This window comes from Micromonospora sp. 067-2, from assembly GCF_046549295.1.
Lineage (GTDB): Bacteria > Actinomycetota > Actinomycetes > Mycobacteriales > Micromonosporaceae > Micromonospora.
Genome location: NZ_JAJPWB010000006.1, coordinates 35,037 through 58,882, shown reverse-complemented (window position 1 = coordinate 58,882; position 23,846 = coordinate 35,037). Strand labels below are relative to the sequence as shown.

21 protein-coding genes and 1 riboswitch are annotated in these 23,846 nt (G+C 72.0%); of the genes, 12 read left to right on the top strand and 9 right to left on the bottom strand.

Translation table 11 applies throughout. The features are described from left to right. Positions 1–2 precede the first annotated feature (2 nt). On the bottom strand, positions 3–1,160 hold the full coding sequence (locus tag ACLJN9_RS15560; protein WP_410812047.1) for a DegT/DnrJ/EryC1/StrS family aminotransferase: 1,158 nt from the start codon (positions 1,158–1,160) through the stop codon (positions 3–5). Further along, positions 1,157–2,140 carry a UDP-N-acetylglucosamine 4,6-dehydratase (inverting) gene (pseB, locus tag ACLJN9_RS15555; RefSeq protein ID WP_410812046.1) on the bottom strand — a complete coding sequence of 328 codons (984 nt, stop codon included), beginning with the start codon at positions 2,138–2,140 and terminating at the stop codon, positions 1,157–1,159. Before pseB ends, ACLJN9_RS15560 begins: the two co-directional genes overlap by 4 nt. A gap of 357 nt (positions 2,141–2,497) precedes the next feature. Between pseB and ACLJN9_RS15550 the strand changes: the two genes are divergently transcribed. Then, positions 2,498–4,231 carry a hypothetical protein gene (locus ACLJN9_RS15550; protein WP_410812045.1) on the top strand — a complete coding sequence of 578 codons (1,734 nt, stop codon included), beginning with the start codon at positions 2,498–2,500 and terminating at the stop codon, positions 4,229–4,231. Positions 4,232–4,340: 109 nt separating this feature from the next. Here ACLJN9_RS15550 and ACLJN9_RS15545 read toward each other — a convergent pair whose 3' ends face one another. Beyond that, a complete protein-coding gene (locus ACLJN9_RS15545; protein ID WP_410812044.1) occupies positions 4,341–4,850 on the bottom strand; it encodes a GNAT family N-acetyltransferase in 510 nt (169 codons plus the stop codon). Between the two features lie 99 nt (positions 4,851–4,949). Between ACLJN9_RS15545 and ACLJN9_RS15540 the strand changes: the two genes are divergently transcribed. From ACLJN9_RS15540 to ACLJN9_RS15525, 4 genes are read left to right on the top strand one after another with little or no spacing between them, the layout of a single operon-like run. Beyond that, on the top strand, positions 4,950–5,201 hold the full coding sequence (locus ACLJN9_RS15540; protein ID WP_410812043.1) for an acyl carrier protein: 252 nt from the start codon (positions 4,950–4,952) through the stop codon (positions 5,199–5,201). Continuing rightward, on the top strand, positions 5,198–6,481 hold the full coding sequence (locus ACLJN9_RS15535; RefSeq protein ID WP_410812042.1) for an AMP-binding protein: 1,284 nt from the start codon (positions 5,198–5,200) through the stop codon (positions 6,479–6,481). The genes ACLJN9_RS15540 and ACLJN9_RS15535 overlap by 4 nt, the downstream gene beginning before the upstream one ends. Then, positions 6,474–7,229, top strand: coding sequence for an SDR family NAD(P)-dependent oxidoreductase (locus tag ACLJN9_RS15530; protein ID WP_410812041.1), 756 nt, complete (start codon positions 6,474–6,476; stop codon positions 7,227–7,229). Before ACLJN9_RS15535 ends, ACLJN9_RS15530 begins: the two co-directional genes overlap by 8 nt. After that, positions 7,213–7,704 carry a hypothetical protein gene (locus ACLJN9_RS15525; RefSeq protein WP_410812040.1) on the top strand — a complete coding sequence of 164 codons (492 nt, stop codon included), beginning with the start codon at positions 7,213–7,215 and terminating at the stop codon, positions 7,702–7,704. Before ACLJN9_RS15530 ends, ACLJN9_RS15525 begins: the two co-directional genes overlap by 17 nt. A gap of 123 nt (positions 7,705–7,827) precedes the next feature. On the opposite strand, the gene pseI is transcribed toward ACLJN9_RS15525, so the two are convergent. After that, positions 7,828–8,880, bottom strand: coding sequence for a pseudaminic acid synthase (gene pseI / locus ACLJN9_RS15520; protein WP_410812039.1), 1,053 nt, complete (start codon positions 8,878–8,880; stop codon positions 7,828–7,830). A 131-nt stretch (positions 8,881–9,011) separates the two neighbouring features. After that, a complete protein-coding gene (locus ACLJN9_RS15515) occupies positions 9,012–10,196 on the bottom strand; it encodes a glycosyltransferase family 2 protein (RefSeq protein WP_410812038.1) in 1,185 nt (394 codons plus the stop codon). Positions 10,197–10,505: 309 nt separating this feature from the next. Between ACLJN9_RS15515 and ACLJN9_RS15510 the strand changes: the two genes are divergently transcribed. The 5 genes from ACLJN9_RS15510 (at position 10,506) to ACLJN9_RS15490 (ending at position 15,572) form a co-directional block, all read left to right on the top strand. Then, the gene (locus ACLJN9_RS15510) at positions 10,506–11,711 is read left to right on the top strand and encodes an acyltransferase family protein (RefSeq protein WP_410812037.1); all 1,206 of its coding nucleotides are present in this window, start codon (positions 10,506–10,508) and stop codon (positions 11,709–11,711) included. 83 nt (positions 11,712–11,794) lie between these two features. Continuing rightward, positions 11,795–12,241: a hypothetical protein gene (locus tag ACLJN9_RS15505; RefSeq protein WP_410812036.1), complete on the top strand. Its 447-nt coding sequence runs from the start codon at positions 11,795–11,797 to the stop codon at positions 12,239–12,241. 135 nt (positions 12,242–12,376) lie between these two features. Beyond that, on the top strand, positions 12,377–13,144 hold the full coding sequence (locus ACLJN9_RS15500; protein WP_410812035.1) for a hypothetical protein: 768 nt from the start codon (positions 12,377–12,379) through the stop codon (positions 13,142–13,144). 285 nt (positions 13,145–13,429) lie between these two features. Next, a riboswitch (cyclic di-AMP (ydaO/yuaA leader) is annotated at positions 13,430–13,571 on the top strand. Positions 13,572–13,804: 233 nt separating this feature from the next. After that, positions 13,805–14,659 (top strand): C39 family peptidase, encoded by an 855-nt coding sequence (locus ACLJN9_RS15495; RefSeq protein WP_410812034.1) that lies wholly within the window; start codon positions 13,805–13,807, stop codon positions 14,657–14,659. Between the two features lie 166 nt (positions 14,660–14,825). Beyond that, positions 14,826–15,572, top strand: a complete 747-nt coding sequence (locus ACLJN9_RS15490; RefSeq protein WP_410812033.1) for an alpha/beta fold hydrolase — start codon at positions 14,826–14,828, stop codon at positions 15,570–15,572. 4 nt (positions 15,573–15,576) lie between these two features. Here ACLJN9_RS15490 and ACLJN9_RS15485 read toward each other — a convergent pair whose 3' ends face one another. The 4 genes from ACLJN9_RS15485 to ACLJN9_RS15470 form a co-directional block, all read right to left on the bottom strand. Continuing rightward, positions 15,577–17,247: a CDP-glycerol glycerophosphotransferase family protein gene (locus ACLJN9_RS15485; protein WP_410812032.1), complete on the bottom strand. Its 1,671-nt coding sequence runs from the start codon at positions 17,245–17,247 to the stop codon at positions 15,577–15,579. 25 nt (positions 17,248–17,272) lie between these two features. Next, positions 17,273–18,790 (bottom strand): D-ribitol-5-phosphate cytidylyltransferase, encoded by a 1,518-nt coding sequence (locus ACLJN9_RS15480; protein ID WP_410812031.1) that lies wholly within the window; start codon positions 18,788–18,790, stop codon positions 17,273–17,275. 133 nt (positions 18,791–18,923) lie between these two features. Beyond that, positions 18,924–19,730, bottom strand: a complete 807-nt coding sequence (locus ACLJN9_RS15475) for an ABC transporter ATP-binding protein (protein WP_410812465.1) — start codon at positions 19,728–19,730, stop codon at positions 18,924–18,926. A 4-nt stretch (positions 19,731–19,734) separates the two neighbouring features. Further along, the gene (locus ACLJN9_RS15470) at positions 19,735–20,628 is read right to left on the bottom strand and encodes an ABC transporter permease (RefSeq protein WP_410812030.1); all 894 of its coding nucleotides are present in this window, start codon (positions 20,626–20,628) and stop codon (positions 19,735–19,737) included. Positions 20,629–20,845: 217 nt separating this feature from the next. On the opposite strand from ACLJN9_RS15470, the gene ACLJN9_RS15465 reads away from it, so the two are divergent. Beyond that, a complete protein-coding gene (locus ACLJN9_RS15465; protein ID WP_410812464.1) occupies positions 20,846–21,445 on the top strand; it encodes a TetR/AcrR family transcriptional regulator in 600 nt (199 codons plus the stop codon). Between the two features lie 235 nt (positions 21,446–21,680). Then, positions 21,681–23,747: a DUF6077 domain-containing protein gene (locus ACLJN9_RS15460; protein WP_410812029.1), complete on the top strand. Its 2,067-nt coding sequence runs from the start codon at positions 21,681–21,683 to the stop codon at positions 23,745–23,747. Positions 23,748–23,846 lie beyond the last annotated feature (99 nt).

The following is a 23,846-nucleotide window of genomic DNA, read 5'->3' as shown; positions in this document are numbered from 1 at the left end:
CATCAGGCGGCGGAACGCACCGAGCCGGCCCGCAGGGCCGCGGTCAGCGCGTCGATGACGCGGTCCTGGTCGGTGTCGCTGAGTCCCGGATAGAGCGGCAGCGACAGCTGCTGGGAGTAGAACGACTCGGCCACCGGGCAGGATCCGCGTCGGTAGCCCAGGTCGGCGAAGGCCGGATGCCAGTGTACGGGGATGTAGTTGACCTGCACGCCGATGCCGGCGGCGCGCATCCTGTCGTACACCTCGCGGCGGCGTCCGTCGAGCACGCGGATCGGGTAGAGGTGCCAGGCCGGGTCGGCCCATGACTTCCGGGTCGGCAGTCGTACGCCGTCCAGGTCGGCCAGTGCCTGGTCGTAGCGGGCGACCAGGGCGGCCCGCCGCGTCTTGAACTCGCCGAGCCGGCGCAGCTGGCTGCGTCCCAGGGCGCACAGCGCATCCGGCAGGCGGTAGTTCAGCCCGAACTCGTGGACCTCGTAGTGCCAGCCGCCCTCGTCGGGGAACCGCAGGTCGTCGCCCTCGCGGACCACCCCGACACTGCGGAACCGGCGGGCCCGCCGGAGCACGGCCGGGTCCAGCGCGGCGACGGCGCCGCCCTCGGCGGTGGTCAGGTTCTTGGTGGGAAAGAACGAGAACGTGGTCAGGTCGGCAAGCGAGCCCACCGGTCGGCCGTGGTACGTCCCGCCGATCGAGTGCGCCGCGTCGGCCAGCAGCAGGGCGTCGGAGCCCACCATGGACTTGCGCAGCGCGTCGTAGTCGGCCGGGTGGCCGGCGTAGTCGACCGCGGAGACGACCCTGGTCCGTGAGGTGACCGCGGCGGCGGCCGCAGCCGGGTCGAGGCAGAAGGTCTCGTCCTCGACGTCGGCGAACACGATCTTCGCGCCGAGGGCGGTCGCGCTGCTGGCGGTCGCCACGAACGTCATCGGCGGCACGACCACCTCGTCACCCGGACCCACCCCGGCGGCGGCGTACGCCACGTGCAGCGCCGCCGTGCCGTTGGACACGGTCGTGACGCCGACGCCGCCGGTCCATCGGGCGAGGTCGGCCTCGAACGCGTCGACCTGTGGCCCGGTGGTGAGCCAGTCGCCGCGCAGGACGCCGGCCACGGCCGCGACGTCGTCCTCGGTGACCGAGTGCCGACCGTACGGGAGCATTCCCGTCATGCCGTGAGGCCGAGCATCTCACGCAGTTGGTCGACGCTGAGCCACTCGTCGTTGGTGTCCGACTGGTAGGCGAAGCCGTCCGGCACCGGCTCACAGTCGACCGGCGGCTGGTAGCCCCAGCCGGCGATGGTCGGTTGGACGACGTACCGGTCCTTGGCGCGCAGCGTCCGCCGGCTGTCGTCCGGCGCGATCATCTCCTCGTGCAGCTTCTCGCCGGGCCGGATGCCGATCTCGTGCGTGGTGGCCTCCGGGGCGACCGCCTCGACCAGGTCGAGGATCCGCATGCTGGGGATCCGCGGCACGAACAGTTCGCCGCCCTGCATCTGGTCGAACGAGTCCAGTACGAACTGGACGGCCTGGTCCAGCGTGATCCAGAAACGGGTCATCCGCTTGTCGGTGATCGGCAGGCTCTTGCCCTCGGCGGCCAGTCGACGAAACAGCGGGACGACCGAGCCACGGCTGCCGACCACGTTGCCGTAGCGGACCACCGCGAACCGGGTCCGGTGGTGGGCGGCGTAGTGGTTGGCCGAGACGAACAGCTTGTCACCGACCAGCTTGGTCGCGCCGTACAGGTTGATCGGGCTGGAGGCCTTGTCGGTGGAGAGGGCGATGACCTTCCGGACGCCGGCCTCGATCGCGGCGTCGACCACGTGCTGGGAGCCGGTGATGTTGGTGGCGATGTACTCGGAGGGGTTGTACTCCGCCGTGTCCACCTGCTTCAGGGCGGCGGCGTGCACCACGTGTTCCACGCCGTGCATCGCCCGCGTGAGGCGGTGCCGGTCCCGGATGTCACCGATGAACCAGCGCAGCCGAGGGTCGTCGCCGAGCTGCTGACGCAGCTCGTACTGCTTGAGTTCGTCGCGGGAGAACACCACCACCCGGGCGGGGTCGGCTTCGGTGAGGATGTGCCGGAGGAAGGTCCTGCCGAAGGAACCCGTTCCTCCGGTGATCAGAATGGATGACCCATTCAACTCACTCAATTTGGCGCTCCCGTGATCGTGGATGAATCGGCGGCCCTCGGCCGGCCGACCGGGGTGAGACGCTAACCGCGGCGGGTTAACGGACCGACGCTCGCGGGTTAACCGCTTCCCCTGCCCCCGTGAATGCCGGGCACCGGCTGGGCGAACACTTGCGTCCGTCCGCGAAGCGGCCTGACCAGGCTCGATCGGGCCGCTACAGTGGCCGCGCGAGCGACCCGTCCGCCTCTGCGCGCTGCCGGTTGCCGCGTTTCCTCGTTCTTCGCACCGGCCCGGTGCGAAAGGTTCACCCCGAGCGTCACCGGCGTGCCCACCGGTCCGCGCGGAACCGGTCAGGCCGGCGAATTCAGGAGGCGACGAATGGCATCCGGCAGCGACGTGATGGAACGGCCGGCGGTCCCGGCCGGAACGCAGCCGCCCGCGCCCGCGCGGCGCTGGCTCGTCCCGGTGCTGTTGCTCCTCGGTTGGGTGCTCAGCGTCGCCTGGCGGATGTGGCTGTCCCGGCACATCGTGCTGCCGATCGCGCACACCGACGAGGACAGCTATCTGAACACCGCCCGCGCGCTGGCCGGCGGGCCGGGCGGCTTCAGCAGCGAGAACAACCTGCTGCGCCGGGTCGGCTACCCGATGCTGATCTCGCCCGCGTTCCTCGGCCACCGGGACTTCAGCGACAGCTACCGCCTGGTCCAGCTGATCAACGCGATGGCCAACTCGACGCTGCTGCCCCTGGCGTACCTGCTCGGCCGGCGACTGCTGCAGCTACGTCGGTCGTACGCGCTGCTCGGGGCCGTGGTGGCGGCGACGCTGCCCGCCACCGCCTTCTACGCCAACGTCGCCATGATCGACGCGGTGATGGCGCCCCTGGTGGTCGCCTGGCTGCTCGCCGTGCACCGCTGGATCGAGCGGCCCGGGCCGTTCGCCGCGGCCACCGTGGGCCTGCTGGTCGGCGCGTTCCACCTCCTGCACTCCCGCGGACTGGTGATCGTGGCGGTGCACGCCGGGCTGGTGCTGCTGCTGCTGATCCGCCGCCGGATCACGCCGGCCGTGGTGCTCGCCGCGCTGCTGCCGGTGCTCGCCATGGCACTTGTCAACGAGGCCGGCATCCGGTTGCTCGGCACCAAGGTCTACCTGCTCGGCAGCACCCCGGGCGGCAGCATGCTCGACGCGGTCGCCTCCGGCGCGGGGGTGGTCCGGGTCGGCGCGGCGGTCACCACCCAGCTCTGGTACCTCGTCGTGATCACGTTCGGAATGGCCGGGGTCGCCTGGGCCGCTGCCGTCCGGGAGCTGTGGCGTCCCCGGCGTGGCGACGCCACCCGCTGGACGATGGGCGTGGCACTGGTGGTGAGCGTCGGGGTGGCCAGCGGCGCGTCGCTGATCCTGGCCGGCATCACCGGGAAGCCGCTGGACGCGATCTACGGCCGCTACGTGCAGATGTTGGCGCCGTTCTGGCTGCTGGTCGGGCTCGGGGTGCTGCTCACCGCCGGACGCCGGGTGGTGCTGCGCCGGGCCGCCGTCGCGGTGGCGCTGCTGGTCGCCGGCGGCGCGCTGGTCGCCGTCCGGCTCGCGTACGTGGCCAGCCGGGGTCACTCGCTGCGCTACGGCGGCTTCGGCGCGCCGGACCTGATGGCGCTCACCGGAGGCTGGCGTGAGTTTCGACCGGTCGTCGGGTCGCTGATCGGCATCGCCGGCTGCGTACTGCTCGTCGCGGCCCTCCGGGTACGCCGGCTGCGGTTGCCGATGCTCGGCGCCCTGGTCGTGGTCAACCTCGCCACCATGCAGGTGATCGACCAGCGGTTGGTGCGCCCGATGGTGGCGAGCACGGCGCCGACCCCCTGGGTGGCCGACGTCGGGGTGCGTCCCGGCGAGCGGGTGTGGGCCTCCACCGGTGTGCACTACATCCAGCGGTTCAACCTCAGCCATCAGGTGACCTGGACGGACGTGCGGTGGTTCCGCGAGCAGCCGCCGGCCGCGGCGCAGGTCGTGTTCGCCCGCTGGGCGCCCGGTCAACCCGACGACTGGGACGGCGCGAAGTACGGCTTCGTGCGGCTCGGCGGCAACGTGGGTCAGCACTGGGCGGCCTGGCGGCGGGCCTGATCCGCAGCTCCCGCGCTCCGGTGGACATCAATTTTCGTTAACGGGGGATGTCCACCGGAGGCACGGGCGGTTAATGGCTTCGGACGATTATCGGAATGGGTGCGGGTGGTCAGCGCCGACGGCGGTCGGCCTGGGCCAGGGAAATCGGGATGACGGTGATTTCCCGGCCATCGGAACGCTCCTGGCGCGGCGTGCCCTCGACGAATCGGAAACGACGGTTCATCTGCCGTACGACGGTGTTGTGCGCCAACACCTCACCGTCGAGTCGGTCCAGGTGCAGCCCGTCGAAGGCGTACTCCACCGCCTCCCGCATGACCGCCAGCCAGGCGGGCAACGTCTCGTTCCGTTCGGCCAGCCCGTCGGCGTCCAGGTAGAAGCCCCAGGCGCCCGTACGAGGGCTGTCCAGACGCAGGTCGAAGAAGGTGACCACCCCGCAGGGCAGGTCGTCGCGGACGTACACCAGCACCCGCCGCGACGGGTCCGCGGCGACCGTCGACCACCACCGGGCGTGCTCGTCGGCGGTGATGTGGTGACTGGTCTTGCTGACCTGACGGTTGGTTCCCTGATTACGCCAGGACAACATCAGATGAACGTCGTCCACCGTCGCTTCGCGCAGCACGTGCCTCTTCCTTTCCGACCTGTTCACGTCCGTTCCGGCACCCTACCCGGGCGCACCGGGAAATCGAATATCCATTAGCGGGGTTGTAGACTCCGGCGCATGAACGAATTGAGTCGCGCGCAGATCCGCGACCTCATGGCTCAGGTGCTGAAGAACCAGGACAAGGAGCTGCCCGACGACGACGGGGCGCAGCTGCGGGAGATTGGCTTTCGCTCGCTGGACTTCTCCGAGCTGGCCCTGCGGGTAGAGGACGAGACGGGGGAGGAGCTCAACTTCGACGCCCCCGGCCTGCGCCGCATCGCCACCGTCTCCGACGTCCTCGACTTCCTCGTCGAGCTGCAGCACCAGTGACCGTCGCGACACCTCGCCCCCCGGCCGCCGCGCCCCCGGAACCGTCCGGCGTCGACAACCGGCTCGTCGTCGGCGGCACCGCGCTGACCTGGCGGACGGTGCCGAAGCCGACGCTGCCCGATCCCGCCGCCGTGCTCGCGTACTCCGCCGGTCATGCGCTCGCTGCCGCTGCGCAGCACGCACGGCACGGTACGGAGCTGCTGCTCAGCGCTGCGAGCCGGGTCGACGCGGCGATGCGCACGGACCTGCTGGAGGCCGGGTTCACGGTGACCGTCCTCGACGACGACGGCGCGCACACCAGCGCGCCGTCGCGTCCGCGCGCCGCCGAGCCCGGCCGGCTCTGGCTGCTCACCTCCGGCTCGACCGGCCGTCCCAAGCGGGTCGGGCACACCCTGGACACCCTCACCACGGTGCGGGCCGACCAGCCGGACCGGACCTGGCTCTGCCCGTACGCCCCCGGCACGTACGCCTGGTGGCAGGTGGTCACCCTGTCACTGACCCAGCCTGGTCAGCACCTCGTCGTCGTCGAGCCGGACGAGTTGGACGACTGGCCCGCCGTCGCCGCCGCGCACGGCGTCGACGCCGCGTCCGGTACGCCGACCTTCTGGCGCCGCACCCTCCACCGGGACGCCGCCGCGCTTGCCCGGGTGCCGCTGCGCCAGATCACCCTCGGCGGGGAGCCGGTGGACCAGGCGATCCTGGACCAGCTGCGGGAAATCTTTCCCGCCGCCCGGATCTCCTGGATCTACGCGTCCTCCGAGGTGGGGGCGTCCATCGTGGTGCACGACGGGCGGGCCGGGTTCCCGGTCGGCTGGCTGGACCGGGAGACCCCCGGCCGGCCGACCCTGTCGGTCCGTGCCGACGAACTGGTCGTCACCTCGCCGTACCACGGGGTCGGGCTGGCCGGCCCGGTCCGCACCGGCGACCGGGTGCAGGTGGCCGACGGCCGGGTGCTGATCACCGGGCGGCTGGACACCGACGAGATCAACGTTGGCGGTAGCAAGGTCTCCGCCGGGATGGTCCGCGGTGTGTTGACCGGTCATCCCGGGGTGGTCTGGGCCCGGGTCACCGGCCGGCGCGCGCCGGTGCTCGGCCGGATGGTGGTCGCCGAGGTGGTCCTCGCCCCCGCCGAGGAGTCCGGCGACACCGCCGCAGGCGTACCCGACGAGGCCGCACTGGTCCGCTGGTGCGCCGACCGGCTGCCCGAGCACGCGGTGCCACGCCGGATCCGCGTGCTGACCGAGATCCCCGTCAAGGAGACCCTGAAGAGCGATGTCTGACCTCGCCGACACCCAGCTCGTCCCGCCCAGCTCCGTCGTCCTCGTCTCCGGCGGTTCCCGGGGGCTGGGCCTGGCCATCGTCACCGACCTGCTCGACGAGGGCGTACGGGTGGCCGCGTTCGCCCGTACGGTCACCCCCGAACTGGAGAAGCTCGCCGCCGAGCACCCCGACCGGGTGCACGTCGGCTCGGTGGACGTCACCGACCTGCGCGCCGCCCAGGTCTTCGTCCGCGAGGTGGAGCAGCGCCTCGGCACCATCGACGGCATCGTCAACAACGCCGCCGTCGGGCAGGACTCCCTGCACGTGCACACCGCCACCGACGACATCGCCCGGATCATCGAGACCAACCTGACCGCCCCGTTGCAGCTGACCCGGCTGGTGATCAGGCGGATGCTCGGCAGGGGGATCCGCGGCCGGGTCGTCAACATCACCTCGATCTGCGCGCAGCGCGGCTTTCCGGGCCTGGTCGCGTACTCGGCCACCAAGGGCGGCATGGACGCCGCCACCCGTTCGCTCGCCCGCGAGTTGGGTGGTCGGATGCTGGTCAACGCGGTCGCTCCCGGTTTCTTCGCCTCGGAGATGTCCGCGGTGCTCGGCCCGACCCAGCTCGACCAGATCGTGCGCCGCACCCCGACCGGCCACCTGACCGAGCCGGTGGAGGTCGTACCGGTGGTCCGGATGCTGCTCCGGGCGCACACCAACATCAACGGCCAGGTCATCGTGGTGGACGGTGCCGCCTCCATCTGACCGCCGCCAGGTTGCGCCGGAAGCGGCCGGGCCGCCGTCTGCCGACGTCCCGGCCGCACCGTCGAGCCCGAACGGGGCTGGTGGGCCCCGCCCGGTACCGGGACTGCTGGTCGCCGCCGAACGGCACCTGCGTATCGGCCCGGCGGCTGTGCTGGCCGACGCGATCACCCGCAGTCACCTCGACGACGGCCGCTGCGTGGGTTGGTACGGCCCGCCGGCGCCCGGGTGGCGGGTGGCGATCGACGCGGAGCGCGCCGACGCCCCGGTGCCCCCGGCGCTGGCACGACGGTTCGGCGCCGCGGACTTCTGGGCCCGGTGGACCCGCGCCGAGTGCTGCTGCAAGCTGGCCGGCGTACCGATGGCGACCTGGTGGCGCCGCCACGGGCTGGGCGCGCCGGCGAACAACGCGGCGCTCTGGCGCACCCTGTGGGTGGCCGACCTGGTGGTCACCGTCGGCTTCGCTCCCGCCTGCTGAGCACCGGCCCCGCGCGGTACGCCCACCGGGTCCGGCGCGATCCGGCGCAGGGCCGGCGTGGTTCGCTGAGCGACGCGCGCCGGACGCTGGCGCTCCGTCACCATCGTGCCGGGCGCTCGACCGTCAGATCAGGTCCCAGCTCAGCGGGGTGCCCCGTGGGACGTCGGTGGCGAACGTGCGGCCCAGCACCCGGTCGATCTCGATCGGGGGCAGCCCGCCGGCCGGCCTGATGGAGCGGACGTTGCGCCCCGTGACCGGGTCACCGGCCCGTACGTCCTCGACCACGAAGAGCGAACGGCGGAACCGCAGTCCCTCCCGTTCGGCGGGGGTCGGGCCGATCGCGGTGCCGCCCAGCGCCGCGTACGCCCGCCCCGACTCCTCGACGAGAGCCGTCAGCTCCGTCGGGTTCAGGGAGAAGTCGGAGTCCACACCACCGTCGGCCCGGTCCAGCGTCACGTGCTTCTCGAGAAAGCAGGCACCCAGGGCCACCGAGGCGACCGCCACGCCGATGCCGGGCGTGTGGTCGGAGAGCCCGACGGGCACGTCGAACGCGCCGGCCAGCACCGGCAACCGGCGCAAATTGCTGTCGGCCGGCGGCGCCGGGTAGGACGCGGTGCAGGCCAGCAGCACGATGCCCGCCGCGCCACCGTCCCGGGCGGTCCGCACGGCGGCGTCGATCTCGGCGACCGTCGCCATTCCGGTGGAGATCACCATCGGCTTGCCGGTGCTCGCCACCAGCCGGATCAGCGGCAGGTCCACCAGCTCGGATGAAGCGATCTTGTACGCCGGCGCGTCCAGCGACTCGAGCAGCTCCACGGCGGTCGCGTCGAACGGCGACGAGAAGACGGTCAGGCCGCGTGCGCGGGCCCGCTCGAAGATCGCGGCGTGCCACTCGTACGGGGTGTGGGCCCGCTCGTAGAGGCGGTACAGGTTCTCCCCGCCCCACAGCTCGTGCCCGCTGGAGATGCGGAACGCAGGGGTGTCGACGTCGATGGTGATCGTGTCCGGCCGGTACGTCTGGAGTTTGAGGGCGTGTGCCCCGCTCTCGGCCACCGCGTCGACGATGGCCAGCGCCCGGTCCAGGTCGCCGTTGTGGTTACCGGACATCTCCGCGACCACGAAGGGCCGCTCGCCGGCACCTACCGCGTGCGGTCCGATCTTGATTGTCGCCGTCATTCCGACCTCTGCTCAATCTACGCCCGCACCGAGGTGCGGTGGTGCTGTCGTCGTCCGCCCTGCGGGCGGAGGACCTGGAAAACCAGGGTGCCGGAAGCCGACCCGGCTCCCGGCGTGGCGTGCGGTGGATGTCACGGCAGGCGGCGCCCGGCCAGCGCGTCGATCCGGTCCGCCTCCGCGTCTGCGGCGGCGCGTCCGTCGCCCGTCGCGGTCGTCTGGTCGGCCGGTCGCGCCGGGTCATCGCCGGTGCGGGCTGGCCCGGCACCGTTGTCCGCGCCCCCCGCCGGGCCAGTGCGCCGCAGCCGGCCAGCGACCCGATGCGCCTGGCGCAGCGCCGAGTACGCCAGGTAGTCACCGCGACCGACCAGGCGGTGCTTGAGCCCGGCCACGCCCGGCGGGACCGCGTAGCCACCGGCGGGCAGGTAGCGGCGGTGCTGCTCGGCCACCCGGTGGAAGAAGGCCCGGCGCAGGTGCGGGTGCAGCCGATCGTCGTTGCCGACCACCACCAACAGGTGGCTGATCATCAGCTCGAACAGTTCGGCCTGCAACTGCTGGTCCGGATGCCGCCGCTGAACCCAGTCCATCAGCCGCTCGTACTGGGCGAACGCGTCGAAGTGCCGGCCGCTGCGGGTGGAGGTGATCGCACCCTGCCGACCCTGCCGGTACAGGTAGCAGACCTGATCGAGGACGGAGATCTTCTCCGCGCCGATCAGCAGCGGGTGGCTGAACGGGATGTCCTCGTACCAGCCGGGAAAGAACCGCAGCTCCAGCTCGTCCAGGAAGGCGCGGCGGATCACCTTGTTCCACGCCGTGTGCTGGACGCGCAGCAGCTGCGGCTGGTCGGCCAGGCGGGCCACGCCCGGCATCCCGCGCAGCAGGTGACTGCTGCCGTCGACCTCGCGCCGGCCGTCCTCGTGCACCCGCAGGTGGTCCAGCATCAGCACGTCGGGCTGGTGCTGCCGCAGCCGGTCCAGCACCGCCGCGATGGTCCCCGGCGGCAGCCAGTCGTCGCTGTCGACGAACCAGACGTACCGACCGGTGGCGACGTCGAGGCCGGCGTTGCGGGCCAGGCCCAGGCCCACGTTCTTGCTCAGGTGGACGACGCTGACCCCGTCGCGGCCACCGGCGTACGACCGCAGCATCGCCCCGCAGCCGTCCGGGGAGGCGTCATCGACGGCGATCAGCTCGACCGAGCCCGCCTCGCCCGCCGGTACGTCGGCCCGAATCGACTCCAGGCACTGGTACAGGTATGCCTCGACGCCGTACACGGGCACGACGATGCTCAGCAGCGGTGCGGGCGTCGGCTCATTGACCACGCCGCCACCTTCGACGATCCGGGTGACCGGCCCCGGAACCTGACGTGGCCGACGAAGGTGGAGTCCCTGAACTTGCGCGGAGCGGGAGGTTAACGCCAGCCCACCGACCGGCACCGACGCTGGGCGCTCGCGCCGGCCTGCGCACGTCCGGCAGCTTTGGGACACGTCCGGTTGAGCCTGGAGTGACCCGGTAGTGTGCCCCGGTGCGGCCCCGCCAGGCCGTCGTGGGCGTCGCCGTCGCGTCGTCCGGCGCCGTGCCGAGGAGAAGACACACGTGCTGGTGATCCTTCGCAGCGCCGGGACCCCGGCGTGACGAGCGCCGTCGCCGAACCGGCGGCCCGGCCCGCGTCCACCGCCGCCCGGTTACCGTCGCTGACGGGGTTGCGCTGGATCGCCGCGTTGCTGGTCTTCGGCTTCCACGCCGCCACCATGCGGATCATCAACGAGCCCGACTACAAGACGTGGATCGACACGCTGTTCACCCTCGGCCTGTCCGGGGTGCAGTTCTTCTTCATTCTCAGTGGCTTCGTACTGGTCTGGTCGGCCCGCCCCGGGGACTCCCGGCGGACCTTCTGGCGGCGTCGGGTCGCCAAGATCTATCCGAACCACCTGGTGCTGTGGGCGGCGGCGCTGCTGGTCGCCTGGTGGTTCGCCGACCCGGTGCTGCCCGCCGCCGCGCTGGAGAACCTGCTGCTGCTGCAGGCCTGGGATCCCCGGCCCGGTTGGTTCTACAGCATCAACACGGTGAGCTGGTCGCTGTCCTGCGAGATCTTCTTCTACCTCTGCCTGCCGTTGGCGCTGCCATTGCTGCGCCGGGCCCGGCCGGCGGTGCTCTGGACGCTGGTCGTCGCGATGCCGCTGCTGATCCTCGCGCTCTGGCCGGCCCAGCACCTGGTGCCCGAGGTGAGCCGCTGGTGGTTCACCCAGGTCTTCCCGCCGGTGCGGTCACTGGAGTTCTGGTTGGGCGCGGTGGCGGCCGAGCTGATGCGCCGCGGCCTCTGGCGGGGACCGGGGCTGACCGGAGCCAGCGTGATCTTCGTGGCCACCTGGTTCGCCGCCACCCAGTGGATCCGCGCCGAGCTGTGGACCACCCTGCTCGCGGTGGCGTACCTGCTGGTGATCACCGCCGCCGCGGACGCCGACGTGCGCGGGCTGCGCTCGCCGTGGCGGTCCCGTCCGCTGGTGTGGCTCGGCGAGGTCTCGTTCGCCTTCTACCTGGTGCACGTCCTGGTGATGACGACCGTTCTGCGCTCCGGCGGGAACTGGGGGACCGGCTTCGGCGGCTGGCGCGGCCCGGCGGCCGTGCTCGGATTCCTGCTGGTGAACCTGCTCCTCGCCGGGTTGCTGCACCGTTTCGTCGAGACGCCGCTGATGCGCCGGCTCGCGCCGCGTCGCCCGGCACGCCCGGCGGCCGTTCCCCGACAGCGGACCGGCGACGCCGAGGTGACTCGCGACGCGGGGGCAGACGAGACGGGCGCACCTGGCGACCGCCCGGCCTACGTCGACTCGCGCTGACACCGTCCACCCTGGTCGGCGCGGCGCGGGCCGACACGCCCGTCGTCGATGCGCCCACTCGACCACGGCGGTAGCGTGGAAACGTGCTTCCGGTCGCGCTCACCTGTCCGCTGTGGTGGGTGGCGCGCTGGGCGACACGTGTGCTGACCAGCCTCGCCGTCGTGGCCGCCCTGGCGCTCGGCGCGGGCACGTCGCCCGCCGGGCTGCCAACGCCGGCCGCAATCACCAGCGGGTCGTCCGCCGTCACCGCCGGGTCGTCGACGTTCACCGCCGGGCCGTCGACGTTCACCGCCGGGCCGACCACGTCGACGTGCCGTGCCGTGCCGGTCGACGGCCTCGTGCACCCGGCGGCCGACGAAGGCGCCGCCGGGCAGGCCGGCCCGACGCGGTCGACCGATGGGCAGGCGACACCCCCCGGCGCCCAGGCCGTCCGCGCTGGCACCGAACCGGCGCACGCCGTCGACTCCGACCGGCTGCCCCGCAGCGACGGCCCGGTCAGCCGGGCGTCCCGGGCCCCACCCGGGCGCTGAGCCACCGGGACGAACGTCCCGCCCGCCGCGCCTGTCGACCTCTTCGTTCCGCGCTCGCCGACCCGTGACCCCGCTGTGGTCGCCGGTGGCCCGTTGGCGGATCCCATCGCATCGCTTCCTCCCGAGGTGCACACCATGGAGACCGTCGTCTTCTACCAGTTCCTGACCGAGGTGCCGCGGGCCGCCGCCATCTGGTCCGCCCTGTTCCTGCTCGCGCTGACCATGCTCGTCGTGCTGGTCGCCCGCCCCGAGCACGAACGGCCGGCCATCGACGCCGCCCCGGCGCCCACCGCCCGGGAGGCGGCCGCCGCCGAGGCCGCCGACCTGCGCCGGTACGCCGAGGAGGTGGCCGTCGCGGCCGCCGGGGCGGCGCAGACCGCCCGGCGGCGGCGTGCCGACTGGCTGACCGCTCAGGAGCAGGTGGAGAGCACGTGGGCCGGGTACGACGAGGCGGACGCCGCCGCGCGTCGCTTCGCCGGCGCGGGTGCGCTACCGACTCCGCGTACGCCCAACACCCCGGCGGAGTACGCCGCCCGGGAGCGTTACCTGCATCGTGCGGCGATGGCGGCGCACTGGCGCGGAGACCTGTCCATGCGGCAGCTCGGTGAGGTGTTCGGGCACCGGCACGGCTGGGATCCCCGCCTGCATCCGGTGGAGCAGGAGGTGCTGCTCAGCCGGGCCGTCCGGGACGCGAGGCTGGCCGACCACCGAGCCGCCGCCGGGCGGGAGCGGTCGGCGTGGCGGGACGCGGAACTGGCCGCGTGCTCGGCCCGGACGCTCGCCGAGGAGGCGTACGCGGCGGCGGCCCGGCTGCGGCCGGATCCGGTGCCGGCTCGTGGAACGAGAACCGCGACGCTCCGTCCGACGGTCAGCACGTGGTGGCGGCCGGCCCGGATTGGCTGAGTCTCGAATTAGTATGTGAGCCCGGTCACGCCTGCTCGAAATCGGTCGCGCAGCGCGAATGACGGGATTGTTCCCGCGAATTCGGCACCGTTGCCGACGGCCTGTCCGGTTCCCGCCCGCAGGCGCCGTCGTAACCGGTTGTCCCATCGAGTCACGTCAGTGGCAGTACGCGCAGAAATCGCTGCACCAGCTCGGGTTTACGCAGGTGAACCTTGCTTGGCAGGGTGCGAGTCGACCAGTAGTGTCGTCCCGTCTGGCGCGGTTACCGTTCGCAAGAGGCGACGCCGCGCCGACCCGCTCAATCGTGATGAACGAACCGGGGACCCATCAGCAAGTCCGGGGTGAATCCGCGAGCCACGGCCCGCGGTAGGGCGATCTTCCCGCCCGAATCCGTCAGCTAACCCGGTAGGCGGTGTCGGAAGGAGCTCCCTCCTCGTGCAGCAACTCTCCACCCCTCGGTTGTTCCCCCGCCTCCACGGCGCCGCGGTGCCCCCGCTCATCTGTCCGGTGACGGTGAGCTGACCCCCCCGGGTCACCGCCCCTCCGCCCGGCCGCGCCGGGCGTTCCCCTGAGCGGTTCATCAGCCGCGGACCACTGTCCGCGCGTTGGCGCCTGCCCGGATACCGGTCCGGCCCCGGTGTGCCGCTCTCCCCCTGATCCGTGGAGGACCCCGTGAAGCACACCCTCAAGCGTCAGCTCCGCCGCCTCAGCACCGAGCGTCCGTACCAGATCGTCGCTGCCGCCGTCGCGGCCCTCGCCGTCGCGACGACCACCGGCACCCTGCTTGCCGGCACCGATGACGCCACGGCGAGCCAGCACACCACGACCACGGCCGCCGAGATGCGCAGCGGCACCGTTGCCTCCCGTGGCGAGGCGCGTGTCGCAACCCCCTCGGGCAGCGCCGCGGCGACCACCGTGGCGCCCGCGCCGGCCACCAGCGCCGCGTCGCCCGCCGCCAAGGCCAGCAGCAACCCGGATCTGACCCGTAAGCCGCAGCCGCCGAAGCCGCCCGCCACCAAGGTGCTCGACTACGACTACGAGGCGCAGAACACCTTCTACAACTGCGGTCCGGCGGCCACCCGCAACGCCCTCAGCGCCACCGGCATCGATCGCACCCAGGATGAGCTGGCCGTTGAGCTGGGCACCACCGAGATGGGCACCAACTCGGCCCTGGACACGACGCGGGCGCTGAACGACGAGGTCAAGGGCTCTCCGTACCGGACACGGATGTTCGACGGCGCGCCCAGCTCCGCCCAGATGGACCAGCTCCAGGCCGACGTGGTCCGGGCGATCACCGACGGTCGCGGCGTGGTCGCCAACGTCGTCGGGGACGCCACCGACACCGACGGTGGCTGGCACTCCTACGGAGGCGGTCACTACATCGCGGTGGTGGGTTACAAGGACAGCGGCCGGACCGTGCGGATCGCCGACTCGGCGAACGCGGCCGACCCGGCGTACTGGGTCACCACGATCGACCTGGCGAACTGGATCGCCAGTCGGGGTTACTCCGCCTGACCCGGGCGCAGACGCCGCGGGCGCCGTCCCCCCACGAGGGGCCGGCGCCCGCGGCGTTCCCGGAGATGCGATCGGTGGCTGACGACGCCGTACGGGGCCTGGTGGCGGGACTTCGTCGCCGGTGACGACGCTCGTACCGCCCGGCGAACCGTGGGAGACTGCGGCCGTGGTGGACGATCCAGGTGGTCGAGCAGGTCGCGGACCGGTTCTGTTGCTGCTGCACGGAATGGGGGCGACCGGGAAAGTCTGGCTGCCCTGGGTTCCCCTGTTGGAGCGGAACTGGCCTGGGCGGTGGCTGGCACCTGACCTCGCGGGTCACGGCTGGTCGGCACCGCTGCCGTCGTACTCCTTCCACGGCCTTGCGGAGCGGATCGGCCACGGCCTGGCCGCGGACGACCGCGTCGTCGTGCTCGGGCACTCCCTGGGCGGGGTGGTCGGCCTGGCGCTGGCAGCCCGCGCCGCCGGCACGCCGGTGGACGCGGTGGTCGGGTTGGGTATCAAGGCGGTCTGGTCACCCGACGAGTTGACCCGCGCCGCCGACCTCGCGGCCCGCCCGGTCAGCTGGTTCGCCAGCCGCGCCGAGGCGGCTCGCCGCTACCTACGGGTCTCGGGGCTCACCGGCCTGATCCCGCCGGATGACCCCGTGGTGGACGCCGGGCTGCGCCAGGTCGACGGCCGGTGGCGGCTGGCCATGGACCCGACCGCGTTCGCCGTCGGCGAGCCCGACCTCGCCGGGCTGCTGGCGGCGACGGACGCGCCGGTGGTGCTGGCCCGGGGCGAGCACGACCCGATGGTCACTGACGCGCAGCTCACAGAGTTCGGCGTACCGGTCGCCACGCTGCCCGGGCTCGGGCACAACGCGCACGTGGAGGACCCGGCGGCGGTGTCGGCGCTGCTGGACGCGTACCGGTGAGCCGTTACACCGGGGTGGAGGTGGCCAGCGGCCTCGCCGGCACCAGCTCCCGGCGGGCGGCGGTCAGGAAGGCCTCGGCGTACGACTCGGCCGGGAAGTCACCCAGGTAGCGGCGGCGGGTGGCCCAGCGCGTCTCGGCCAGCGGGTCGGTGTCCAGCAGGGCGGTCAGCACCTCGTCCAGATTGGACGGATTGCGGTGCAGCACGTAGGCCGAGCCGGCCAGCGGGAAGCGCTCCACGAACTGGTCGCCCTCGTCGCGCATGTCGGTGACCGCGTACGGCTTGCCGGAGTAGAGGTAGTCGGAGATCACCCCGGACACGTCGGAGACCAGCGCGTCGGAGCGGTTGACGCACTCGGCGAGGGTCAGCTCCCGGGCCGCCGCGCCCAGCACGTGCTGCCGCCCGGTACGGGCCCGGTCGGCGGCCAGCAGGTCGGTCAGCCGGCCCAGCTGCCGGGCCGAGGCCGGGTTCTGCGCGGTGTACGGGTGGGCCCGCAGGATCACCGTGGCGCCCCGCTCCAGCAGACGCCGCAGCAGATCCTCCGCCACCGGCAGCGAACAGTAGTCGGCGTCGGCGTGGTGCCCGGTCCAGGTCGGGGTGTAGAGGACGGTCGGGTGCGCCAGTCCGCGCACCGGCTCGTGGCGTACCTCGATCGACTCGACCTGCGGGCGGCCCACCACCACGAACTTCTCCGCCGGGATCCGAACCCCGGCTCGGGCGTACCGGTCGATCGCGGCCGGACCAGCCACGAAGATCCGGTCGAAGATCCCCGACACGGGGTTGGCGCTCGGGGCCTTGTCGCTGTCACCGTGGTGCAGCTGCACGTGGGTGAGCTGGGTGAACCGGACGCAGTGGCTGTTCTTCGCACCGTGGTTGACGTAGAACGCCACCCGCAGGCTCGGGACCAGCGCCTCGTCCAACGTCCGCGGGGTGGGGCAGTAGACCACCGGTGCGTCGGTGGCCGCGGCGATCGACGCCAGGAACTCCGGTTCGCGCAGCACGACCAGGAACGGTCGGCCGATCCGCTCCAGGTACGGCAGCCACATGGTGACCTGGTACTCGGAGCCGGGCGGCGCGGAGAAGTAGAGCAGGAACTCCGGCTGGTGCCGGCGCAGCGCGCGGCCGACCGCCCCACCACCGGCGGTCGGCCGGAACCGCCGCCGGGCCAGGTCCAGGGCGACCGCCCCGGCTCCGGCGGCCACGAGCACGCTGGCGACCAGCGCCACGGCTACCGGCAGGGCCAGGGCGGCGGCCAGGCCGACCACGGCGAGCAGCCCGAGCAGGACGGCGCCGAGGTGGTCGGCCAGCACCGGGGCCCAGCTGCGCACCGGCAGGTTGGCGGCGCGGATCTCCAGGTTGCCGGCGGTCCGCAGCGGCCCCACCAGCAGGACCAGCCCCAGCAGGACCAGCGCCGTGGCGACCAGCGCCGGGTCGAGCCCGTCGTCCAGCCGCCGGGAGTAGCCGACCAGGACCGCGGCGGAGATCAGCGCCGTCTCGGCGACGAGGTCCGCGCCGGGCCGGATTCGCTGTTCAGCGGCCGCCGCGACCAGCGCGGCGACGGCGAGAGCCAGCCCCCATCCGGTGGCGCCGGTCAGCGCCACCACGACGAAGGCCAGCACGGCCAGGCCGGTGCTCAGGCATCGCGCCGCCAGTTTGCGGACGAGGTCACCCCGCATGTCGCTCCGTTCGCCGCGGTCGGCGTCAGCTCGCGGAGGTCGCGCCGGCCGGCGCCGCGAGGAGACCCGGAACGGACTGGACCGGCACGGTCGGCGGCGCAGTCTCACCGGGCGACCGGCGTACGTCGATCACCTGACCGGTCAGCTCGGAGATCAGCACGTCCAGCGACGACTGGGCGACGGCCTCCGCGGCGAGCAGGGTGTGCTCCGGCTCCTCGCCGAAGGCCCGCGTCCGCATCGGGGTGGCGGTCCGCTCCGGGTTGATGCAGTTGACTCGTACGCCGAACTCGGCCCACTCGTCGGCGAGCGCCTGGGTGAGGTTGACCAGGGCGGCCTTGGTGGCCGAGTAGAGCGCGTAGCGGGCACGCCCCCGGGTGTAGGAGCTGGACGTGTAGAGCAGCAGTTGGCCCTTGGTCTGCTGCAGGTACGGCAGGGCCTGCCGGGCGATGGTGACCGGGCCGACGAAGTTGACCTGGAGCACGCGATCCATCGTCGCCTCGTCCATCTCGGCCAGGGCGCCCTTCTCCAGGATCCCGGCGGTGACCACCACGTGGTCGATCCGGCCGGTGGCCTCGAAGGCGGTCTTCAGCGCGGCCTCGACGTCCTCGGTGCGCTCGACGTGGGTGCCGGTGCTCGAGCGGCTGAACGGAAAGACCTGCGCGCCATAGCGCTGGGCCAGCTCGCTCAGCTCGTGGCCGATGCCGTAGCTGCCGCCGAACACCACGATGGTGCGGCCGGTCAGTTCCTCGCTGTAGCTGCGGTGGTCGGTCAGCCGGGGTGCCTGCGCCGCGGCGAGCTGGAAGAGCTTGTCGGCGAGGTGCACGTCGACCGGATGGGTGACCTTGATGTTCTCGTCCGAGCCGTCGATCACCTTGATCGGGGTGCCGGGCAGGTAGCGCAGCACCACGCCGCAGTCGTCGGTGGCGGCGAAGTCGGGGTCACCCTCGGCGACCCGGTACGCCTCGCGGATGGTGGGGGAGCGGAACGCCTGCGGAGTCTGCCCGCGACGCAGGCGGGAACGCACCGGGATGTCGGTGATGCAGTCGTTCTCGTCCACCTGGATGATCGTGTCCGCGGACGGGATGGCCACGTCGACGGCGTCGTAGGTCCAGAGGGCGTTGACGCACTCGCGCACGATCCGACCGCTGAGCAGCGGGCGTACCGCGTCGTGGAAGAGGATGTTGCAGTCCGCCGGGCCGACCGCGTCCAGCGCGATCCGGGTGGTGGCGTTGCGGGTGTCGCCGCCCTCGATCACCTTGGTGACTTTGCGCAGGCCGGCCTTCTCGACGATCTGCCGGGCGTCCTCGAGGTGCCCGGTGGCCATCAGCACGATGATCTCGTCGATCTCCGGTGCGGCCTCGAAGACCGCCAGGGTGTGCTCGATGATCGGCTTACCGGCGATCTTCAGCAGTTGCTTCGGGATGCCGAGGCCCAGCCGGGTCCCGGTGCCGCCAGCCAGCACCACGGCCACCGTCCGCGAGGGCCGCCACGGTGCCGGGGTCTCCGCTGCGGCGTCCGGGCCAGTGGTCTGGTCCTGCGTCATTGCCGGATCCTCACTCTCAGGAATGCGTTAACGGAAGGTTCCGCCCGAGCGGCGACGGAATGAACCTTAACGCGCGGACCGCGCCGCCCCAACGGGGGCGACGCGGTCGACGGCGCCGTGTCGATGCCGCTGCCTACTTGCTGTTCGCGTACTCCTCGTACGCCCGGATGACCTCGTCGGTCGGCCCGTCCATCCGTAGGACGCCCGATTCCAGCCAGATCGTCCGTTCGCAGGTGTCGCGGACGGAGGAGAGCTGGTGGCTGACCAGGAACACGGTGCCGGCACCCTCCCGCAGCTCCCGCACCCGCTGCTCGCTGCGTTTGCGGAAGCCCTTGTCACCGGTGGCGAGGGCCTCGTCGATGAGCAGCACGTCGTGCTTCTTCGCCGCGGCGATGGAGAAGCGCAGGCGGGCGGCCATGCCGGAGGAGTACGTCCGCATCGGCAGGCTCGCGAAGTCGCCCCGCTCGTTGATCCCGGAGAACTCGATGATCCCCTCGGCCTGCTTGGCCACGTCGTCGGGATGCATCCCCATGGCCAGGCAGCCGAGAACGACGTTGCGCTCACCGGAGAGGTCGTTGAGCAGCGCCGCGTTCACACCCAGCAGCGACGGCTGCCCCTGGGTGTGGATCGCGCCCCCGTTGACCGGCAGCAGGCCGGCGATGGCGCGCAGGATGGTCGACTTGCCGGAGCCGTTGCTGCCGATCAGCCCGATCGCCTCACCCCGGTACGCGGTGAACGAGACCCCCTTCACCGCGTGCACCTCGCGGACGTTCGGCGCGTTGGTGCGCTTGACCAGCCGGCGCAGCGCGGCCACCGGCGTGGTGCCACCGGCGGCGCCCTGGTGCACCCGGTAGATGATGTGCGCGTCGTCCACCACCACGGTCGGGATGCGCTCCTGCGCCGCGGTCAGTGTCGCGGTCGCCTCGTTGGCGACGTGCATGTGCTCAACCACGGCCGTACTCCTGTTCGCCGCGCCAGAAGTAGATGAAGCCACCGATCCCGGCCACCACTGCCCAGCCCCCGCCGACCAGCCAGAGCTGGGTGGCCGACTCGTTGAGCAGTGGCGCCTGCTCCAGCAGCGCGTACCGGGCCAGCTCGATGTAGACCAGCATCGGGTTGTACTGCACCAGCGTGGTCGCCCAGGCGGGCAGCCGATCGAAGAGGCTGACGCTGTAGAGCACGCCGGAGCCGTACATCCAGGTGCGCATGATGAACGGCATGACCTGCTTCAGGTCGCTCGCCTTGGCGCCCATCCGGGCCACCAGCAGCACCACGCCGGCGTTGAACACCGCCTGCAGGAGCAGCGCCGGTATCAGTAGCAACCACTTCGCGGTGATCGGCTCGCCGGTGACCAGCACGATGCCGATCAGGACCACCATCGAGGCCAGCAGCTGCTGGAACTGGGTCAACGTGGTCGACAGCGGCAGGCTGGCCCGGGGGAAGTGCAGCGCCCGGATGAGCCCCAGGTTGCTGCTGATCGACTGGGTGCCGGCCAGGACCGCGCTCTGGGTGAAGTTGAAGATGAACAACCCGGTGGTCAGGTAGGCGATGAAGTTCGGGATCTCGTTCTGCCTCAGCACCACCCCGAAGATCAGGTAGTAGACCGCCGCGTTGGTGAGCGGGGTGAGCACCTGCCAGAGCTGACCCAGCCTGGCGTTGCTGTACGAGGCGACCAGTTTGGCGTTGGCGTACGCGGCGATGAAGTGCCGGTAGGCCCACAGTCGGCGGCTGTACTCGGCGAGGCTGGGACGCTCACCGGCGACCCGTAGACCATGCCGAGCGGCCAGCTGCGCCTGCGTCAGGCCCGTTTCGGGGTCGACCAGCGCGGTGGTGGCCATGGAAATGGCGCTCCGATCTTTCGGGACGACGGGTTGCTCGCGACGATGGGATCCTAGTGGGAACCGTGCGCGGAGCGCCGCCTCGTCGCTGCAGGGACAGTAGTCCGAAACACGTCGCGACGCAACCGTACCGTCGTTGCGCTACTCTGGCCGTCGTGACCTGCGAGAAGAGCCCCTGTTGACCACCGAGAAGAGGCGCGCCCCGGCCGGCGCGGCGGTGCTCCGTGGTGAGATCACCACGGCCATCCGGCGCGCGCTCATGCAGGAGCTCGCCGCGGTCGGCTACGGCCGGCTCTCCATCGAGGCGGTGGCCCGCCGGGCCGGCGTCAGCAAGACGGCGGTCTACCGGCGGTGGAACTCCAAGCTCGACCTGGTGCTGGAGGTCGTCGCCGCCGCGGCGCACGGCAAACTGCCGGCGCTGGACACCGGCAGCCTGCGCGGCGACCTCGCGCTGCTGTTCCAGGTGGTGGCGCACGCGTTGCGCCATCCGCTGGCCGCGCAGATCATCCCGGACCTGCTGGCCGAGGCCGCTCGCAACCCCAGCATCGACCAGAGCCTGCGCCAGGTGTTGTACGCCCGGCAGCAGGAGATCGGCGGCCGGCTGGTCACGCGCGCCGTCGAGCGGGGTGACCTGCCCGCCGACACCGACCCGGACGCCGCCGTCGACCTCATCGTGGGTCCGCTCTACTGGCGACTCGCGATCGCCCGACTCCCGCTGACCGACAGCTACCTGGATCGTCTGGTGGAGTCGGTCGCCGCGGGGCTCGGAGGGGAGAGCGCGCTACCCCGCCAGCACGACATGGCAGTCGGGACGTGACTCGCGCTGCCCTCGGGCGTCCCCGCTTGTCCGGTGTGCGCCCGGTAAGATGCACCCGCCAATTCGGAGACCATCCCGTGCCGATGCCAGGGCGGTCCGGCCCCCTGCGTGTACGGACAGACGACAAGGACGGCTCGTGACGGAAGTCCAAGAGGTTGTTGAGGCGCCCGCGTCAGCCGACCGGGCGGGGCCTTGGGCGCCGGGAGACCGCCGATCGGATCCCGGTCGTGGCCCGATGAGACGGATCAACGCCGCGGTGGCCGCGTTGCCGGTCGTCCTCACCGACGGTGCAATCGTCTCCTTCGCACTCTGGACACTCCTGTACCACCTCAACCTGGCCCTCGACCTGCGCCCTTCCGTCGTCTTCGTGGCCTGGGTGGTCACCATGGTGATCACGGTGGTCGTCGGGTGGCGGCTGCGCGCGCGCCGCACCGTCCACCCGAAAACGTCGACCGCCGGGGCGGTCGCCGGGTCGGCCGGGTCGGCCGAGTCGCCCGGGGCCAGCTGGCCGGCACTGCTCCGGCGCTACTCCCTCCCGGTCGGTGCGACGGCCGCCGCCGCCATCCTCGCCGCCCTCGGCAGCGGTCGACTCACCTGGTGGTTGGCGATGGCCCTCGGGGCGGTCGCGGTCGTCTCCGCGTGGGCGTCCCTGCGGGTGCACATCGCCACGGCCCGGTCCCGCACCTCCGAGCCGGCGGGTTCCGCCGCCGCGGACGGTCCGACGACCACGCCGCTGCAGGGGTACGTGGTGACCGTCGTCGCGTTGGCCGCCGCATGGTTCGCAACGCTGATCGCCCGGGTGTCCCTCGACGACGTCTTCTACGTCGGTAAGTCGGTCTGGGTGGCCGAACGCGACGAGATCCCGTTCCGGGACTTCCTGTTCACCGAGGGTGTCCTCCCCGGTGGAACGGCGAACCCCCCGATCCCCTCCTTCGAGGTGTTCATCGGGGCGTTGGCCCGCGCCCTGCACGTGCACGCCGCCTCGGCGACCTGGTACCTCATGCTTCCGGTGCTGGCCGTCTTCGTGATCTTCGCGCTGTGGCGGCTGGTCCTGCGCTGGGCACCGAGGCGCCCGCTGCTGGTCTTCGGCGTGGCGCTGGCCTACATCGTCCTGGTGGCGGGCGCACCGGACGCGCTGAACACCTACCACCTGCCCCGGCTCACGCAGGGCAAGGGTGTCTTCGTGCACGCGCTCGTCCCCCTCGCCTGGGTGTACCTCACGGACTTCCTGGAGACCCGATCCCGGCGTGCCCTCGGTCTGCTCGCGCTGCTCTCGGTCGCTGCCGTCGGGCTGACCACCACCGCGGTCATCCTGCTGCCACTCCTGGCGGCGACGGCCGCGGCCGCGCTCCTGGTCATGCGGCGACCCCGTGAGGCGGCGCTGTGCTTCGCCGCCGCCGCGGCCTACCCACTCCTGGCCGGCCTGCTCACCCGGCTGACCACCAAGGGCCTCGACAACGTGATCGCCACGTACACCGAGGTGCAGGACCCGCGGACCGTCTACGAGTTCAGCCTGTGGCTCGGTGTGCTCGGTGTCATCGGCGGCCTGGCCCTGTGGGGTTCCCCGCTGCTGCTCCGGCGCGGTGTGCCGCGACTGCTCAGCGCCAGCGCCGCGCTGACCGTGACGATCCTGCTCATCCCCGGCGTGTTGGTCGTGGGGGCCGAGCTGACCGGGCTGGCGGCGGTGCTGTGGCGGGTGCCGTGGATCATTCCGGTGCCCCTGCTCGTCGGCCTGCTGGCGGCGATCCGACTGCCCCGGTTGCCCCGGCTGACCTGGGCGAACCGGGTCCTCGCCGTCGGGCTTCCGGTGGCGCTGGTGCTCAGCTTCGCCACCCTGGGCGAGCCGATGTGGACGGGCAACGTCCTTCGGGACAAGCCGAGCTGGCGGATGCCGGAGACGCGCAAGGAGGTGTCCTTCTGGATCGCCAGACAGGACCTGCCGCAGGGTCTGGTGCTCGCTCCCACGTCCGTCATGCGGGCCATGCCGCAGGTCACCACCCGGGTCCGGGTGGTGATGGCGAGGGACCTCTACCTCACCGACTACGGCATCGACACTCCCTTCGCCAAGGACCGGCTGCTACTGGGCGACTTCGCCGACGGCACCAAACCGGTACCCGTTGCCGAGGTCGACGCCGCCCTGCGCCGGGTCGACGTGAGCGCGGTGTGTCTGTGGAGGGTCAACACGGCCGCCAACGCCGCGGCGCCCGCCCTGGGCCTCGTGAAGGTCGCCTCACGCAAGTCGCCAGGCGGCATGATCTGCTACCGCACCACGACGACCCGGTCGACCGCCAACGGCGGCTGACCACCGGCGTTTGACCGGAATGTCAGCCGATACCCGGCCGATGCCTCCGCGCCGTCTCGCGTTAAGGTCGCAGTCACGCGCCGGAGGTCGGCCAGCCGC

Coding starts and splice junctions, on each gene's coding strand:
- pseI (WP_410812039.1), bottom strand. CDS start 8,880: ATGACGGCGACAATCAAGATCGGACCGCACGCGGTAGGTGCCGGCGAG.
- ACLJN9_RS15475 (WP_410812465.1), bottom strand. CDS start 19,730: ATGCACGTCGCCAACGAGGCGACCGCGACACTGACCGCGGCGCAGGAG.
- ACLJN9_RS15460 (WP_410812029.1), top strand. CDS start 21,681: ATGAGACGGATCAACGCCGCGGTGGCCGCGTTGCCGGTCGTCCTCACC.
- ACLJN9_RS15540 (WP_410812043.1), top strand. CDS start 4,950: ATGAACGAATTGAGTCGCGCGCAGATCCGCGACCTCATGGCTCAGGTG.
- ACLJN9_RS15470 (WP_410812030.1), bottom strand. CDS start 20,628: ATGGCCACCACCGCGCTGGTCGACCCCGAAACGGGCCTGACGCAGGCG.
- ACLJN9_RS15500 (WP_410812035.1), top strand. CDS start 12,377: ATGGAGACCGTCGTCTTCTACCAGTTCCTGACCGAGGTGCCGCGGGCC.
- ACLJN9_RS15485 (WP_410812032.1), bottom strand. CDS start 17,247: ATGCGGGGTGACCTCGTCCGCAAACTGGCGGCGCGATGCCTGAGCACC.
- ACLJN9_RS15550 (WP_410812045.1), top strand. CDS start 2,498: ATGGCATCCGGCAGCGACGTGATGGAACGGCCGGCGGTCCCGGCCGGA.
- ACLJN9_RS15530 (WP_410812041.1), top strand. CDS start 6,474: ATGTCTGACCTCGCCGACACCCAGCTCGTCCCGCCCAGCTCCGTCGTC.
- ACLJN9_RS15560 (WP_410812047.1), bottom strand. CDS start 1,160: ATGACGGGAATGCTCCCGTACGGTCGGCACTCGGTCACCGAGGACGAC.
- ACLJN9_RS15480 (WP_410812031.1), bottom strand. CDS start 18,790: ATGACGCAGGACCAGACCACTGGCCCGGACGCCGCAGCGGAGACCCCG.